Annotated in this window: 13 protein-coding genes and 2 pseudogenes; 6 read left to right on the top strand and 9 right to left on the bottom strand. The window is 56.0% G+C overall.

What is annotated here, in order from left to right; all coding sequences use genetic code 11:
* Position 1: 1 nt before the first annotated feature.
* Positions 2-1,609, bottom strand: a complete 1,608-nt coding sequence (locus A8O29_RS09650; protein ID WP_125352905.1) for an OPT/YSL family transporter — start codon at positions 1,607-1,609, stop codon at positions 2-4.
* Between the two features lie 181 nt (positions 1,610-1,790).
* Here A8O29_RS09650 and A8O29_RS09645 point away from each other — a divergent pair, with 181 nt between their 5' ends.
* Entirely contained in the window at positions 1,791-2,561 is a 771-nt protein-coding gene (locus tag A8O29_RS09645; RefSeq protein WP_174081289.1) for an IclR family transcriptional regulator, read from the top strand.
* A 7-nt stretch (positions 2,562-2,568) separates the two neighbouring features.
* On the opposite strand, the gene phnE (A8O29_RS09640) is transcribed toward A8O29_RS09645, so the two are convergent.
* The 5 genes from phnE (A8O29_RS09640) to A8O29_RS09620 form a co-directional block, all read right to left on the bottom strand.
* Positions 2,569-3,456, bottom strand: a complete 888-nt coding sequence (gene phnE / locus A8O29_RS09640; protein WP_125352902.1) for a phosphonate ABC transporter, permease protein PhnE — start codon at positions 3,454-3,456, stop codon at positions 2,569-2,571.
* On the bottom strand, positions 3,453-4,319 hold the full coding sequence (phnE, locus tag A8O29_RS09635) for a phosphonate ABC transporter, permease protein PhnE (protein ID WP_373422903.1): 867 nt from the start codon (positions 4,317-4,319) through the stop codon (positions 3,453-3,455). The genes phnE (A8O29_RS09640) and phnE (A8O29_RS09635) overlap by 4 nt, the downstream gene beginning before the upstream one ends.
* 58 nt (positions 4,320-4,377) lie before the next feature.
* On the bottom strand, positions 4,378-5,316 hold the full coding sequence (phnD, locus tag A8O29_RS09630; RefSeq protein WP_110512294.1) for a phosphonate ABC transporter substrate-binding protein: 939 nt from the start codon (positions 5,314-5,316) through the stop codon (positions 4,378-4,380).
* A 49-nt stretch (positions 5,317-5,365) separates the two neighbouring features.
* Positions 5,366-6,208 carry a phosphonate ABC transporter ATP-binding protein gene (phnC, locus tag A8O29_RS09625; RefSeq protein WP_125352899.1) on the bottom strand — a complete coding sequence of 281 codons (843 nt, stop codon included), beginning with the start codon at positions 6,206-6,208 and terminating at the stop codon, positions 5,366-5,368.
* 97 nt (positions 6,209-6,305) lie between these two features.
* Entirely contained in the window at positions 6,306-7,697 is a 1,392-nt protein-coding gene (locus A8O29_RS09620) for a glycoside-pentoside-hexuronide (GPH):cation symporter (RefSeq protein WP_125352897.1), read from the bottom strand.
* 298 nt (positions 7,698-7,995) lie between these two features.
* On the opposite strand from A8O29_RS09620, the gene A8O29_RS09615 reads away from it, so the two are divergent.
* Both A8O29_RS09615 and A8O29_RS09610 read left to right on the top strand, forming a co-directional pair.
* The gene (locus A8O29_RS09615; RefSeq protein ID WP_125352893.1) at positions 7,996-9,717 is read left to right on the top strand and encodes an alpha,alpha-trehalase; all 1,722 of its coding nucleotides are present in this window, start codon (positions 7,996-7,998) and stop codon (positions 9,715-9,717) included.
* Between the two features lie 171 nt (positions 9,718-9,888).
* Positions 9,889-12,009 (top strand): TonB-dependent siderophore receptor, encoded by a 2,121-nt coding sequence (locus A8O29_RS09610; RefSeq protein WP_125352891.1) that lies wholly within the window; start codon positions 9,889-9,891, stop codon positions 12,007-12,009.
* 102 nt (positions 12,010-12,111) lie between these two features.
* Here the strand turns inward: A8O29_RS09610 and A8O29_RS09605 are convergent, their stop codons facing one another.
* A complete protein-coding gene (locus tag A8O29_RS09605) occupies positions 12,112-12,366 on the bottom strand; it encodes a GlsB/YeaQ/YmgE family stress response membrane protein (RefSeq protein ID WP_110512289.1) in 255 nt (84 codons plus the stop codon).
* A 210-nt stretch (positions 12,367-12,576) separates the two neighbouring features.
* Between A8O29_RS09605 and ycgR the strand changes: the two genes are divergently transcribed.
* On the top strand, positions 12,577-13,308 hold the full coding sequence (gene ycgR, locus A8O29_RS09600; protein WP_125352890.1) for a flagellar brake protein YcgR: 732 nt from the start codon (positions 12,577-12,579) through the stop codon (positions 13,306-13,308).
* Here the strand turns inward: ycgR and emtA are convergent.
* Positions 13,305-13,925 (bottom strand): membrane-bound lytic murein transglycosylase EmtA, encoded by a 621-nt coding sequence (emtA, locus tag A8O29_RS09595; RefSeq protein ID WP_125352888.1) that lies wholly within the window; start codon positions 13,923-13,925, stop codon positions 13,305-13,307. The two genes, ycgR and emtA, sit on opposite strands and share 4 nt — an antisense overlap.
* 92 nt (positions 13,926-14,017) lie before the next feature.
* Here emtA and ldcA point away from each other — a divergent pair, with 92 nt between their 5' ends.
* Positions 14,018-14,941 (top strand): muramoyltetrapeptide carboxypeptidase, encoded by a 924-nt coding sequence (gene ldcA / locus A8O29_RS09590; RefSeq protein WP_125352886.1) that lies wholly within the window; start codon positions 14,018-14,020, stop codon positions 14,939-14,941.
* Between the two features lie 125 nt (positions 14,942-15,066).
* Positions 15,067-16,692, top strand: a pseudogene (locus A8O29_RS09585) (potassium/proton antiporter); the annotation flags it as partial.
* Between the two features lie 3 nt (positions 16,693-16,695).
* Here A8O29_RS09585 and A8O29_RS22955 read toward each other — a convergent pair.
* A pseudogene (locus A8O29_RS22955) lies at positions 16,696-16,764 on the bottom strand (hypothetical protein); the annotation flags it as partial.
* Positions 16,765-16,854 lie beyond the last annotated feature (90 nt).

The raw sequence follows: 16,854 nt of genomic DNA, 5'->3' as shown, positions 1-16,854 counted from the left end.
GTTATTTACGTAATGCGCCGATCGCGCCGCTAAAGAAATTCAGGAGTGCATCGCCGGCAATCACGCCCCCGGCGAAGACTTCAATCTGTTCGCGCAATCGGGTGCCCGCGAGACGGGAAACCACGATGCGGAATACCACGCCTGCGGCAACCATCCAGCCCGCCGCGGGACTGCTGATCAATAACCCTGTGGCAAACAGCACGCCGAGCTGCCGCTTAGCCCCACCGACCAGCTGAAGCAGTGCGCCAGGAATCGCCCATAGCGCCAGATTTTTTGCCGCATCGGCAGAGATCCCGGCTTTGATGGCGGCGACATAGGCCGCATTAATCGGGGCAAACTGGTGGGCCGAAAAATAGAAGCGATGACTGACCGCGACCACGATAATGGCAGCGACAAATCCGATCATGCCCGCAATAAGCTGTTCGCGGCGGCCCTGCAGTTCAAATTCGGGCGACGCATTTTCCCCTTTCCGCAACAGATAACCGGCTTTCAAATCGAAGCCCATGTCCGCAAAGGCCGGCCCCGTTGCCGTAGAAAAGCCGGAAAGCACCACCAGTGCTTCCGGGGGAAAACCGAGCAGCATGCCGATCAGCAAGGTGATCAGCGCCACCGCAAAAGCAGGAAACCAGCCCGAGTGCATGGCGGCAATGCCGACGATAATTTCATGGACGAAGGCAACAAAAGCGCCATACAACACGAAGCACACCAGCATCAGCGGCGACATGTGGCTATACAGGCCGGTACCCAGCGTTAGCAGCAGCATGATCGCCAGATAGCCCAGGCCACCGACGCGGAATGCCTGCCCGAGACGCCCGTCATTTCGGTGCTCCGTTCGGCGTCCGCCCTGACGGAAAATAATCCGAGAAACCTGTAACAGCGCCATTAACCCAGCACCGATCATCATCCCGTGCGGCAAATACAGCGCGTTGATATCAATTCCGGTCAGGATCTGCGCGTAACCGCGAACCAACAAACCCACACCAAATGCGGCCATGGCCGCGAAACCGCCAATCAACGCCACGCCAAACGCCGACATCGGGAGATGCAGCAGTGCCCCGATAGCCCCGGTGCAGAGCCCGCCCAGCAGCGTCCAGGCCTGTTTCCCGCCCTTATCCCCTGCTTTGATCGCTTCAGCCGCGGCGACTCCCGGCGGCCACGGGTGACTGGCAGGAAACACCGGCGTATCAAACATCCGGTACAACAGCCAGGCATCCAGCAGCATCGCCAGGCTGACGCCGATCAGCATCGGCGTGACCATTTCTGGAAGCCCAAATAACCAGGGGATGCCTATCGGCAGAAACAGGCTGTTTGCAGCGCCAAAGGTCGCTGATGAAATACTGGTTTGCGCCAGGTTTTGCGCGTGTATCGAGCGGAAACCGCGAAAACCCGGGAGTGGGATCCGCGACAGCGCCATGGCTGCGAGCGCGCCAATCAGTGAGGTACTGGGCGTGATCCCCAGACTTGCCAACATCTGAATACCAATCATCGCCCCGATGAGGCTTAACAGACTGACCAGCAGAAAATTCGCGGGTGCGAGGGCTTTAGGATGCGTATAGGGAGGATCTTCCACGCCTACGGGCTCCTCAATCGAGGAGGATGAGTGGGTCATGATGCGGCTCCTGCAAGTGAACATCGCCAGGCGTTGTTCTTGTTGTTGTTTTTGCATTTGTTCCATAATATGGAACTATGTTGTAATATTTAGAACACCAATATGTTGCCCTCTTGTTAAATTGTCAAGCGCAGGGCACCATGAATGTCGGTTGATACTGCCCGCCTTTAAGGATGAAAGAATGAGCACACTTGCCAACGCGCGAGATGTCTTACTGCTAATTGCCCGTTTGCAGCGCGATGTAACGGTGACGGATGTCGCTACCGAGCTGAATTTGCCCAAAAGTTCTGTCTCAAGAACCCTGAGCATGATGGCGGAATATGGCTTTCTTGAACGCGACGTGATGACCCGAGCCTACCGACCCGGGCATGTGGTAATGGAGGCCTCATGGCAGTTTCGGGCCGCACACTCGACCTCTTCCCTGCTCGAGGAGTCGTTGGCGGGCCTGGTACGGCAGTCGGGTTATACCGGTTATATCAATGTGCTGGATAACGCCGACGCGCTGGTTATCCATATGCGTACCGGCTCCCGGTCGCTTCAGGTTTACACGCCTCCTGGCAGCCGCGCCCCGGCGTGGTCCAGCGCCGCAGGCCGTGCACTCATGGCCGGGCTTAAAAGCAGCGAGTTATTGGCTATTTTGCCGGACCATTTTAACGATGCCAGAGGCCACGCCCCCCGTTCGCTGAGCGAATTGTCTGCACGCATTGAAGAGATTAAATCGAACGGATGGTCGCTATCGCGGGGGGAGTACATTTCGGATACGGCCGGGATTTCAGCGGCGGTCGTCGATCCCGCCACCGGGCAAGGTTATGGCTTCGGCCTCGCCATTCCGCGGGATGAACTCAACGACAGCCTGGTGGCCCAACTGGGGATAGCAGTAAGAGATGCCGCCAGCCAGGTCGGAAAACGGGTGGGCGATCCATTCTGGCTGGCGTTTAAAACGGCGGATTGAAAGGGCCTTATTGTTTGATCTGCTTAAACAGTGGCACCGTTGCCCCGGTGATATAACGGCGACGCAGCCACGACGACAGCGCATCCATGGTCATCACCACCGCCACCAGCAGCAGGGTGATAAACATCACCACGTCCCAGTTCCACAGGCGCATGTTTTCAGCGTAAATAAGACCGATGCCGCCCGCGCCGACGAAGCCCAATACCGCCGCCGAGCGGGTGTTGGATTCCAGCTGATAGAGGCTCAAGGCGAGGAACGTCGGGAACGATTGGGTGAAGATACCGAAGCGGTGTTTTTGCAGCCCGTTGGCGCCCACCGCCGTCAGACCACGGCCTGGCGAACGTTCTACCGCCTCGTGCCCTTCGGCGTATAACCGCCCGAGCAAGCCAGTATCCTGCATGATGATCGCCAGCACCCCGGCGAGCGGACCAAGGCCGACGGCACGCACAAATATCAGACCCCAGATTGCCATGTCGATCCCGCGCAGCAGATCAAACAGCCGACGCATAAACATCGCCACAAACCGCGTCACCGGGCCACGCATAACGTTCCGCGCCGCGAGGAACGACAGCAGCAGGGCAATCACCGTGGCGGTAATGGTGCCGGAAAAGACGATCGCCAGCGTGATGCCAATCTGGCGGAAGTAGTAGCCAAACGGCCAGTTAAGAAAATCATGCCAGACGAACATACGGAAGAAGTAGCGCCCAAGCTGCTGCATCCCGGTGGTCAACTGTTCGTAGCTGATACCAAACTGGATGAAGAACCAAACGTAATACAGCCCGACCGCCAGCGCCACAATCGCCAGATGGCGCAGATATCGACGCTGGGAGCGAAACAGCGCCGGATGCGCTTCGCGATAATGTTCGGTATCGGTCACCGCTTGCCCGTTTATCATTTTTTCCCCTCCAGCACTCGCTGACGCAGGCGGCCAGACAGCGTATCCAGCAGCGAAACCACGATGACAATCAGCAGCAGCGTCATGCTCACCTGGTCGTAGCGGTCGAGTTTGATGTTGGTCATCAGCTCCTGACCAATCCCGCCCGCGCCGACCAACCCAAGAATGGTCGACGAACGGAAGTTAATTTCAAGACGCATGAAACCGTATGAAAGAAATATCGGTTTGACCTGCGGCCACAGCGCGAAACGCATCCGCTGTATCGGCGAGGCACCACAGGCCGTCAGGCCGCGCACCGGTTTATCCTGCGCACTTTCGATCGCCTCGTAGAACAGCTTGGTCAGGCTGCCGATGGTGTGCAGCGTCAGCGCCAGAAAACCCGGAATTGCGCCAATCCCAAAGGCCATGACAAAAATCACCGCCCACGCCAGCTCCGGCATGGTGCGCAAAAATGCCACCAGCGCGCGAATGCCAAAGCGCAAACCCGCCGGTGCCCAGGCATTACGCGCCGCCAGAAACGCGAGGATCGTCGCTATCGCCACCGCCACCAGCGTGGAAGCCAGCGCCAGCTGGAGCGTTTCCCAGATCAGTGGCAGCTGAATCGGCAAACGGTAGCCCCAGTAGGCCAGCGATCCTTTGGTGTGCACATCGCCGAACAGCACTCCGCCGTGTAGCGTCGGCACGGTTTCGATCATGTAATCGAGGAAGTTCGGCAGCGAGTGCCAGATGGTGAGAAGATTAAACTCGGCGGCTTGTCCCGCCGCGATGTAGAGCACCAGCAGCAGCGCCGACCAGGTGAACGTGTCACGCGTCTGGCGCATTTTCACCTGCTGGTAGTAACGTTCAAATTCAGTATTCTGCATGTTCACTCGCGGAATGGACTCTCCCCCGCTGGCTGCGCGGGGGAGTGAAAAGGTCTGATTAACGGGCGTTAACCAGTTCGCGTTTCATGTCAATAATCTGCTGGAAATCCGCCACGGTCGCCGGGCCGATGTGCTGGGTGCCGCCCATCGCTTTGATAAAGCATGCGTGATCTTCTTTATCCAGTTTCTTCACCGCATCGACCACTTTGGTTTTGAATTCTGGCGGCAGGCTGTTGCTCACCAGGATGGGACCGTTCGGGATCAGCGGCGACTGCCAGATGATGCGAATGTCTTTCATCAGGTCCGGGTGATCCATGCGGATCAGGCGGTTGAACGCCCCGGCGGAGTAACCGTCGTTATAGTCACCGACCATCGACGCCCAGGTCACCGCACCTGCAAACTGACCGTTCAGCACGCCGAGAATGTCCTGCTCGTGGCCGCCGGAGAAGGTGACGCTGGAGAAGAAGTTGTTGTACTTGTTATCGGTGGTGCCGCCGAATTTCTTCTTGAACGCCTGGTTCGGGATCAGGAAGCCGGAGGTCGAATCCGGGTCCGCCATGCCGAAAGATTTGCCTTTCAGATCGTCGAGGGTTTTGTACGGGCTGTCGGCTTTGACGATAACCACCGAGTGGTAGCCGCGCGACTGATCTTTGTCATCCACCGCGATGCCGACAATATCCACCGCTTTCGGATTATTGATGTACACCGACGCATACGACGACGGCGACATGCTCAGCACCACGTCGACTTTGCCGCCGAGCAGACCCTGAATCACGCCAGAGTAGTCAGAAGAGTTACGCAGCTTGGTGTCGACGCTCAGTTCCTTGTCGAGAAAATCCTTCACGCACTGGTTATCGCCAATCTGTTGGGTGGCGTTTTGACCGCCCAGAATCCCCAGATTCAGCTCTTTCGGTTGTTCCGCCGTGGCCTGCCATGCCACCAGCAGCCCTGCCATCATCGCGGAAAAACGTAATGCGCTTGTCATGTGCTTATTCATTCATATCGCCCGTTTAATGTTGAAGTCGCTGTGAAGTGATTACTAAAACTCAATGTAATTGGCTGATTTCGTCGCCATATAGTTCTTGCAGGACATCCGGGCTTAAGTCATCTGGATGTCCGTCAAACACGATTTGCCCCTGCGCGATGCCTATCACGCGGGTGCAGTAATTTTTCACCAGCTCAATTGAGTGCAGGTTGACCATCACGCTGATGCCCTGCTCGCTGACTTCACGCAGGACCGTCATGATGCGCTGGGTGTTTTTCGGGTCGAGCGAGGCCACCGGCTCGTCGGCCAGCAGAATCGAGGGATTCTGGATAAGCGCCCGGCAAATCGCCACGCGCTGCATCTGCCCGCCGGAGAGGTTTTCTGCACGCTGTAGCGCATGAGGCAACATGTTCATCCATTCGAGCAGCGCGATGGCGCGAGCGCGGTCATCGTCCGAGAACACTTTGAACAGGGATTTGAAGGTTGAAGTCTGGCTCAGTCGACCGAGCAAAACGTTGGTCAGCACGTCGAGACGCGGGACCAGGCAGAAGTCCTGGAAAATCATGCCGCATTCGCTGCGCCACGCATTGAGCGCGCGTCCGCTGATGCCGGAGACATCATGCGGGAGACCGACTTCCGGGTAGCTGAGCAGTTCGCCAGAGGTGGCGGAGTGAGTGCCGTTGAGCACGTGCAGCAGCGTGGATTTCCCCGCTCCCGAACGCCCGACGATCCCGACCATTTCACCCGCATGCAGGTCAAAATTGATGTCGTTCAGCACCTTTTGCTGGGCGTTGTACGACTTGCATAAGTTTTTCACGCTCAGCACTTTGCGCTGTGGGGCGTGAAGAATCTGCGGTTGAAGCGGATAATCGTTCAGGGAAAAGAGTGCGCGAGCGTTGTTCATAAGAGTTCCACGTTGCTTGTTTTCGCCGTGGGTTATTAACAACGCTGCGCATTACGCTTTAATGACAGAAAAACGATAAACAGATGAACATCACGACTTAAGGCGCGACAGAAGAGGTTTCCCGCGCCGCTTCCGATTCGGCAAACACGCCGTGATTCAGGTCAGTCACAATCGCATTCATCCGGGCTTCAGTCAGGCCGTAATATCTAATGGCGATGGCGGTCAACAGATAGAACACCGACGGGATAACCGAGAACAGTAACACGATGCCGTACAGGGCTTCGGCCGACTGCACACGGCTGCTTGACGCATAGCCATAATACGCCAGCACCCAACCGAGAATTGCCCCACCGACTGCGACGCCCAGCTTGATGACAAAGATATTGGCCGCCACGTTCATGCCGGTAATACGACGTTGGGTTTTCCATTCACCGTAGTTGTTGGCGTCAGTGATCATTGACCACTGAATGGCCGCATTCCCGCCCTGCACCAGCTGGATCAGGACATGCGCGAAAAGCGGAATTACCCAGTAATTCATCGGCAACATGAAGCACACCACGCCCAATGCCGCATTGATGAGGTTTATCCAGAACGAGAGTTTCACTTTGCAGAAACGGGTGCCAAACGGTTTGGCCAGCACAGAGCCAAACATCGAGGCAAACATGCCACCGAGCATAAACCAGCTGATGATATCCGCCCCTTCGCGCAGCACGCTATTCACGAAATAAACCACTGCCCCGCCGCGAATAACCACCGCCACCAGCATTGTGAAGTTATACACCGACAATATCCGCCACTGATCGTTACGGAATAGAATTTTAACATCCCGGGCAATATTCAGGTTTTCTTCTTTAATCGGTTGAACACGCTCTTTGGTGGTAAAGAAACAGACGATAAACATCAGACAGCCAATGACGCCAAATATCGCCATGGCGACCTGAACCCCGGTTGCCCTGTCAGCCGGATAAAGATAATCCGCCAGCGGTAAAATTAACGCGGTGCCTAATGCGCCCCCAATTGGGGTAATCGCAAAACGCCAGGATTGCAGGGACAGACTTTCCTGTGGATCAGTGGTCAACGCCGCGCCTAATGAGCAATAGGGAATATTAATGGCGGTGTACATCAGTGTCATAAATATATATGCCGCAACGGCATAGACGACCTTTCCGCTGTCTGAGAAACTGGGAATAGAATAAACCAGCACACAGCTCACGGCGAATGGGATACAGATAGCCAACAGCCACGGGCGGAACCGTCCCCAGCGGGTGGCGGTCGCATCCGCAATGGCCCCCATTATCGGATCGGTAATCGCATCTAATATGCGAACCAGTAAAAACATGGTGCCCATTACCGCCGGAGGTAATCCGTAAATATCGGTATAATACCAGGCGAGAATAGCGACCGATGAATCAAAAACGATATGACTGGCGGCATCACCAAGGCTATAGCCGACTTTTTCTCTGACAGATAACTTTACTCCTGCCACAATAGCACTCCCCTTCAGTATTAAACTGTGTAACCGGTTTCTTATGTGGCGTTATTTTTTGCACAGCCGGTGAAAGGCGGTCCATTATGTTTTTTTGCTAGTTTCTTATGTTTTTTGCTTTATGTGATCTCAGAGGGATCAAGGAGATATATTCTCGATTTTTTTGTTTTATTGCTCACACAACCTCGGAACGGGAAATTGTCTGGAAAGGCGCAAAATGTTAACCCCGACACGCGCCGGAGCTGATATTCGTCTATGGTTGTAAACAGCGGAATTTGCGCAACTAAAAGGAGAATCAACGATGAGAAAACCCGCTTTGCGCCGCCCTGATACGCTTTCCCTCGCCTTACAACTCGCCCTCGGGGGTGCCCTGCTCTCACTGAGTCTGACGTCGGCTCAGGCTGATGACGCTCTCGCCGCCACACCGCAGCCGCCGGATATTTTATTGGGTCCGCTGTTTAATGATGTGCAGAGCGCGAAGCTGTTCCCGGATCAGAAAACCTTTGCCGATGCGGTGCCTAAGAGCGATCCGTTGATGATCCTGGCGGACTACCGGATGCAGCGCAATCAGTCGAGCTTTGACCTGCGCCATTTCGTGCAAGTGAATTTCTCTCTGCCGCAGGAAAAGGACAAGTACGTGCCGCCTGCGGGCCAGAGCCTGCGTGAGCATATCGACGGCCTGTGGCCGGTGCTGACGCGTACCACTGACAGCGCCGCGAAGTGGGATTCCCTGCTGCCGCTGCCGAAACCTTATGTCGTGCCCGGCGGGCGTTTCCGCGAAGTGTATTACTGGGATAGCTATTTCACCATGCTGGGTCTGGCGGAGAGCGGCCACTGGGACAAAATCGAAGATATGGTCGCCAACTTCGCTTATGAAATTGACACCTGGGGCCATATTCCTAACGGCAACCGAACCTATTATCTGAGCCGCTCGCAGCCGCCGTTCTTCTCGTTGATGGTTGAACTGTTGGCGAAACATGACAGCGACGCGCTGAAAAAATACCTGCCGCAGATGGAAAAAGAGCACGCCTACTGGATGGACGGTCAGGACGCGCTGCAAAACGGCGAGGCCAATAAACGCGTGGTCAAACTCACTGACGGCGCGCTGCTCAACCGTTATTGGGATGATAAAGACACGCCGCGCCCGGAATCGTGGCTTGACGATGTGAATACCGCCAAAAGCAATCCGAATCGTCCGGCGACGGAAATTTACCGTGACCTGCGATCTGCCGCCGCGTCAGGTTGGGATTTCAGTTCACGCTGGATGGATGACCCGCAAAAGCTCAGCACTATTCGGACCACCAGCATTGTGCCGGTCGACCTTAACGCCCTGATGTTTAAGATGGAAAAAATTATCGCCAGCGCCAGTAAAGCTGCGGGCGATGATGCCAAAGCCACCCGCTACGATACGCTGGCAAACGACCGTCAGAAGGCGATGGAGCATTATCTGTGGAACGACAAAGAGGGCTGGTACGCGGATTACGATCTGAAAACGCACAAGGTGCGTAATCAGCTGACCGCCGCCGCGCTGTTCCCGCTGTACGTTAATGCGGCTTCGAACGACAGAGCGGCGAAAATGGCGACGGCAACGGAATCGCGGCTGCTGAAAGCAGGCGGGATTGCGACCACCACCATCAACAGCGGTCAGCAGTGGGATTCCCCGAACGGCTGGGCACCGCTGCAATGGGTCGCCACCGAAGGGCTGCAAAACTACGGCAAGGATAAAATCGCGATGGACGTTTCCTGGCGATTCCTGACCAACGTGCAGCACACCTACGACAGCCAGCAAAAACTGGTGGAGAAATATGACATCACCTCCACCGGTACGGGCGGCGGCGGAGGCGAATATCCCCTGCAGGACGGTTTCGGCTGGAGTAACGGCGTGACGCTGAAAATGCTCGATTTGATTTGCCCGAAAGAAAAACCGTGCGACAACGTGCCCAAAACACGTCCGAATCCTGCGGCCAGTACGCCTGCCGCAACAAACACTCCCGAACCTGCCCCTGCGACAACATCGCAATAACCCTACTTCAGCCTGCTACCAGAAATGGTAGCAGGTCTGCTCTGTCCTTTGCTTGACCTCACAAACGCAAACAATAATAATTCGCATTCTTTTTTACGAAAAATGACATTTTCGCACGTTTTGACACGGTGGCGCACAGGAGTGCCAGGCCGGGTTTCTTAGGATTATGCGATGAATAACACACTGCGCCTCAAACGTTCGTCAGCTCTTTGCGCTCTGGCGCTGGCGTTCCCCTGCTCCTCTTTCGCCGAAGAAACGGTGGTGGTTACCGCTCAACCGGCTGAATCCGCGACCGCGCCGACCCAAGGCTATACGGTTAAATCCTCAACCGGTGCCACCAAAACCGATCAGCCGCTGATCACCACCGCCCAGTCGGTGTCCGTAGTGACCCGTCAGCAGATGGAAGATCAGGGCGCGACCAACGTCAGCCAGGCGCTGAGCTATACGCCGGGCGTGTACAGCACCTTTGGCGGGTCGGCGACGCGCTTCGACGCCATTTCCCTTCGTGGCTACCACGGCGGCGACGTGGACAACATCTTCCTCGACGGCATGCGCCTGATGAGCGATGGCGGCAGCCACAACGTCATTCAGGTTGACCCGTGGTTCCTCGACCGTATTGATGTGATCAAAGGCCCCTCTTCCGCGCTGTACGGCCAAAGCGTACCCGGCGGACTGGTGAACCTGACCTCCAAGCGTCCACAGTTTACCTCCGAAGGCCACATTCAGGCGTTCGGCGGCACCCAGGGCACGAAAGGCGCGGCGTTCGATTACACCGACGCGATTAACGATCAATGGGCGTATCGCGTGGTGGGCATCACCCGGAACACCGATACCCAGGTCGACAACACCCGCGAAGAACGTTACGCCATTTCCCCGTCGCTGCTGTGGCAGCCGGATACTGACACCAGCCTGTTGCTGCGCGCGTATCTGCAAAAAGATCCATCGGGCGGCTATCACGGCTCGCTGCCGCTGGACGGCACTCGCTATGAACACAACGGTCGCAAGCTCAGCAACCACACCAACGAAGGCGACCCGAGCGACGGCTATCAGCGCCGCGAGCAGATTTACAGCTACGAATTCAATCACCAGTTCAATGATATTTGGTCCGTGTATTCAAGCGGCAGCTATACCCATTCCGATGTGAACCTCGACCAGGTTTATCAGGTGGGTTGGGTGGACGACAGCGATATGCTGGCCCGTGGCTACAGCGGTTCAACCGGTTCCCTAGACGGCTGGTCGACCGATAACCGCATTAAAGCGGATTTCAATACTGGCGACGTGTCACACACCGTGGTGCTGGGTGGCGAATATCACCGCTTCCGCAACGACCTGTGGAGCCGTGCAGGCGGCGCGTCTCCGCTCGATCCGTGGAGCGGCTATACCGCGCAGAACGGACATACCCTGACCTACAGCGACTATAACAATCGCCGCTATTACCAGGCTGGCCTGTATTTGCAGGATGAAATGGTGTGGAACCGCTGGCATGCAGATCTTTCCGCGCGCTATGACCGCATTGTTTCCGAGCAGGTGAGCGATACATTTGGTACCTCTTCGCGTCGTTCCGATGACCACATCAGCAGCCGCGCGTCCTTGCTGTACGCCTTTGAAAACGGTCTGTCGCCGTACATCAGCTACAGCCAGGCGATTACCCCTGCCATGCTGGCAGGCCCGGACGGTCAGTTGCTGAAGCCGACCACCGCCGAGCAGTACGAAGCCGGGCTGAAATTCCAGCCACCGGGCACGGCGGATATGTACAGCATCGCGATGTATGACCTGACGCAGAAAGACGTGGCCACGCGTGATACCAATATCGCCACCGCCACCTTCCTGCCCGCCGGGAAAGTGCATTCTCAGGGTGTTGAACTGGAAGCGCGCAATCAGCTGACGCCGCGTCTGAGCACCATCGCGGGCTACACCTGGAACCGTCTGCGCTTTGCTGATACCAAAGACGGCACCGACGACAATACGCCGCAGCTGACGCCGGATCAGATGGCCTCATTCTGGGCACACTATAAGTTTGATTACGGGATTAGCGCGGGCGCGGGTGTGCGTTATATCGGCAAACAGTGGGCCGATGACGCGAATACCGAACGTCTGCCGTCGACGACGCTGCTGGATGCGATGATCCGTGCGGATCTGGGCGCGTGGACATCGACCCTGAAAGGCGCGTATTTGCAGGTCAATGCGAATAACCTGACTGACAGAGAGTATGTTTCCGGCTGCTACGGCACCAATAACTGCTACTGGGGTGCTGAGCGTTCAGTGATTGCCACCGTCGGATATGATTTCTGATGCGTCGTTAGAAAAGTTATAAAAACGCCCGGTGGCGCTTCGCTGACCGGGCCTACCGTTTAAAAGTAGGCCCGGCAAGCGTGCGCCGCCGGGCAGTCATATTTATGCGTTGCGACGTACTAATCTGAATACCAGCAGCACCACAATGGCACCCACAACCGCCACCAGGAAGCTGTGCATATTAAAGCCGGACACGCTGCCGATACCAAACATGGTAGCCAGCCAGCCGCCCACTACGGCACCGACGATCCCCAGAATACAGGTGAGAATAAAACCGCCGCCGTCACGACCCGGCATAATCAGTTTCGCAATAATGCCCGCAATCAGTCCAAAAATAATCCAGGTCAGAATACCCATTTTAACCACCCTCCAAAATAAACAAAAATAACCACACTTTAAACGCGACTATTGTGCGCTTTGGTTCACTTAAGTATAGGTAAACATTCCCAAAAAGAAGGGAATCGACTAAAAATTTTATCCGTTTAAAAATTTTCACCCGTTTGTATTAAGTTCTGTTTGGCGCTGCCGATAGTTTATCGAATCTCTGTCGATAAGGAGCACCCTGGCGTGAGTCATTACAATGAACAATTCCTTAAACAAAATCCTCTGGCAGTGTTAAACGTTCTTCGTGATTTGCACCGCGACCACGTCCCTTTGCTTGTCTCGTGGGGTACGTCGCAATTTATTACCCGCATTCTCGATATTTCTTCTCAGGCGTTAATCGTAGATTACGGCAGTCAGGAATATGAAAACCGCGCCGTTCAGCGTGCGGAAAACATTACGCTCTCCGCCGAAACGCAAGGGGCGAAAATTGAATTTACGGTGCCGAAGATAACGCCCGGCCAGTTCCTCGATTTGCCCGCCTTCACGATGCCCGTGCCGCCGTCGCTGTGGTTTGTTCAGCGTCGTGAGTTTTTCCGCATTTCCGCCCCGCTGCATCCGGTGTACTACTGCAAGGCGAAACTGCCCGATAACAGTGAAGTGCGTTTTCGTTTGTGTGATTTGTCACTCGGTGGCATGGGCGCATTGCTGGAAGGCGCGCCATCAGCGGCCCTGAAATCTGGGGTGATGCTTCCACAGATGGAGCTGGATATGGGGGAATGGGGGAAATTTCATTTCGACGCGCAGTTGCTTTCACTGAGCGAGCGTAAGGTGGTCGACAGCAAAAATGAAACGATCAGCACGCCGCGCCTGAGCTTTCGTTTTCTCAACGTCAGCCCGGCGATTGAGCGCACGCTCCAGCGAATTATCTTCTCTCTGGAGCGTGAGGCTCGCGAACGCGCGAATAAAGTACGTTAGTTAATCGCGTCCATGGCTTTCTGTACTTTCCAGATATAGCGCGGCGCTTGTGATGAAGGGTGATTCTCGACGATATACTCGAAGAACTCATCCTTATCCATACGGTTAATCTTGTTGATCGCCGTTTTACGGTCCGAGGAGAAGGTTCGCAGCAGCGCGCCCGCGCCGTTAACGTAGGAGGTGACCAGTGCATACTGCATAACTTCCGGGTCCTCAATGCCCGCCAGCACGCCGTGTTCAAGGATGCTGAAGTACGCGGTGCCCATCGAGATGTTACGTTCCGGGTTTTTCAGCTCGCTGACAGACGGGTCACCCTTCCAGCCCATATAGCGGTATACTTCACGCCCGGCGGTGGAAGGTTTGAGCTGCATCAGGCCCACAGCGCCAGATTTACTGACCACATTCGGGTTACCGCCTGATTCAACCGCGATAATAGCGGTGATGAATTTAGGGTCGAGTCCCCACGCCGCACCGGCCTTCTGGCTAATGGGCATCCACTGCATCGCCCGCTGAACGGGTACCGTCGGGTTGTACGGTGGATTGCGGTAATCGTTTTTCGGTTTTGAACTACATCCGGCAAGCAAGACAAATAAAACTACAAACCATCTCAATTTCACGCTTCTATCCTTTTCACTGAAGTGTGCTGCGCTAATGACAACGCGATGTTCAGGCGGCATGATAACTGTTTCATTCTCTGCAAGGAATTGCCATGACTCTGTTTCATCTGATTGCTCCCTCGGGCTATTGCATTAACCAACAGGCTGCCACCCGCGGGATTGCGCGCCTGGAGCAGGCCGGATACCAGGTCAATAATCAGCGCATTCTCACGCGTCGCCAGCAGCGTTTTGCCGGTACGGAAGCGGAACGCGCGGGCGATATCAATGCGCTGGCGACACTTTCTGGTCGCGATAACCTCGTTTTAGCGGTGCGCGGCGGCTACGGCGCCAACCGTATAATGGACATGATTGACTGGAAAGCCATCGCGTTACGCCAGCAAAATGATCCGCTGCTGATTTGTGGCCATAGCGATTTCACCGCCATTCAGATGGCGCTGCTGTGCGAAGGCGTTATCACCTTCAGCGGACCCATGCTGGCAGGTAATTTCGGCGCTGAAACGCTCAATGAATTTACCCTCGAGCACTACTGGCGCGCGATTCGAAACGGCGCGTTCTCCGTGGAATGGCAGGGTAACGGTCAGGCCTGCGACGTGAACGGCACACTGTGGGGCGGTAATCTGGCGATGCTGGTGTCGCTTATCGGCACGCCGTGGCTGCCGCAAATCGACGACGGCATTCTGGTGCTGGAAGACATTAACGAACACCCGTTCCGCGTCGAGCGTATGCTCCTGCAACTGTTCCATGCCGGTATTCTGGGCCGTCAGCGGGCGATTGTGCTTGGCAGCTTTAGTGGCGCGGAACCGAACGACTACGATGCGGGTTACGATTTGCCGGTGATGATCGACTATCTGCAATCGCGGCTAACTATCCCGGTCATCAGCGGACTCGATTTTGGTCACGAACAGCGCACGGTGACGCTGCCGCTGGGTTCCCAAGCGCGTCTGGTGCATAACGCGAAGTCCACCACGCTGTCGATGACGGGGCATCCGATCATCAGTGGAGAAAAAAAACATTGATTGCTCTTATAAATCCGTCGCTTTACATACATGTATGATAACGTTTTACCATTAAGTCACGCGATATAGGGAGTACGTGAACGTTGGATGCCGGGGCAATAATCAGTCTGTTTATTCTGGGGTCGGTGCTGGTCACCTTCAGTATTTTACTCAGTTCCTTTTCTTCACGACTCGGTATCCCGATTCTGGTGATCTTCCTTGCTATCGGCATGCTGGCCGGTATCGATGGCATTGGCGGCATTCCGTTTGATAATTACCCCTTCGCGTACATGGTCAGTAACCTCGCTCTGGCGGTTATCCTGCTCGATGGCGGGATGCGTACTCAAGCAAGTTCGTTCCGTGTCGCACTCGGCCCGGCGCTGTCGCTGGCGACGGTGGGCGTGCTGATCACCTCCGGACTCACCGGGATGATGGCCGCGTGGCTGTTCCACCTCGATTTAATTGAAGGCATGCTGATCGGCGCCATTGTCGGCTCGACGGATGCGGCGGCGGTGTTCTCTCTGCTTGGCGGCAAAGGGCTGAACGAACGTGTTGGCTCGACGCTGGAAATTGAATCCGGCAGCAATGACCCGATGGCGGTGTTTCTCACCATCACCCTGATTGAGATGATCCAGCAGCACGAAACCGGGCTGAGCTGGATGTTCGCGGTACACATCATTCAGCAGTTCGGGCTGGGGATCCTGATTGGCCTTGGCGGCGGCTACCTGGTGTTGCAGATGATCAACCGCATTTCCCTGCCTGCTGGGCTGTATCCGCTGTTAGCGCTGAGCGGCGGGATCATGATTTTCGCGGTCACGACGACGCTCGACGGCAGCGGCATTCTGGCGGTGTATCTGTGCGGTTTTCTGCTCGGTAACCGCCCTATTCGCAACCGTTACGCGATTTTGCAGAACTTTGACGGCCTGGCCTGGCTGGCGCAAATCGGCATGTTCCTGGTACTCGGCCTGCTGGTGACGCCGTCTGATTTATTACCGATCGCCATCCCGGCGCTGATGCTGTCCGCGGGGATGATTTTCTTCGCCCGTCCACTGTCGGTGTTTATCGGCCTGCTGCCGTTCCGTGGCTTTAACCTGCGCGAACGTGTGTTTATCAGCTGGGTTGGCCTGCGCGGCGCGGTGCCTATCATCCTCGCGGTGTTCCCGATGATGGCCGGGCTGGAGAACGCGCGATTGTTCTTCAACGTCGCCTTCTTCGTGGTGCTGATTTCGTTGCTGTTGCAGGGGACGTCGCTCTCCTGGGCGGCGAAAAAAGCCAAAGTGGTGGTCCCGCCGGTCGGCTGGCCGGTGTCGCGCGTGGGGCTTGATATTCACCCTGAAAACCCGTGGGAGCAGTTTGTGTATCAGCTGAGCGCCGATAAATGGTGCGTTGGCGCTGCGCTGCGGGATTTGCATATGCCGCGCGATACGCGTATTGCCGCGCTGTTCCGCGACAATGTGCTGCTGCACCCGACGGGCAGCACCCGTTTGCGCGAAGGCGATGTGCTGTGCGTGATTGGCCGCGAACGGGATTTACCGTTGCTGGGCAAGCTGTTCAGCCAGTCGCCGCCAGTGGCGTTGGACCAGCGATTCTTTGGCGACTTTATTCTTGAGGCCAGCGCCAAGTTTGCCGACGTGGCGATGGTTTATGGTCTCGATGTCGAGGAAGAGTTCCGCGATAACCAGCAGTCGCTGGGCGAAATTGTGCAGCATCTTTTGGGCGCGGCGCCGGTCGTCGGTGACCAGGTGGAGTTTGCCGGGATGATCTGGACCGTAGCGGAGAAACAGGACAACGCGGTGCTGAAAGTCGGTGTTCGCGTGGCGGAAGAGGAAGTGGAGTAGTTTCACGTTTATACAGTGTGCGGCCTGATGCCCTCTCCCCGACCCTCTCCCACTGGGAGAGGGAGAAAAGAAAAACCAACCGGGCGAGGACAACGG

The sequence above is a fragment of the Scandinavium goeteborgense genome (assembly GCF_003935895.2).
Taxonomy (GTDB): domain Bacteria; phylum Pseudomonadota; class Gammaproteobacteria; order Enterobacterales; family Enterobacteriaceae; genus Scandinavium; species Scandinavium goeteborgense.
Note: the sequence above shows the minus strand (reverse complement) of the source record. Positions and strands in the feature narration are given on the sequence as shown.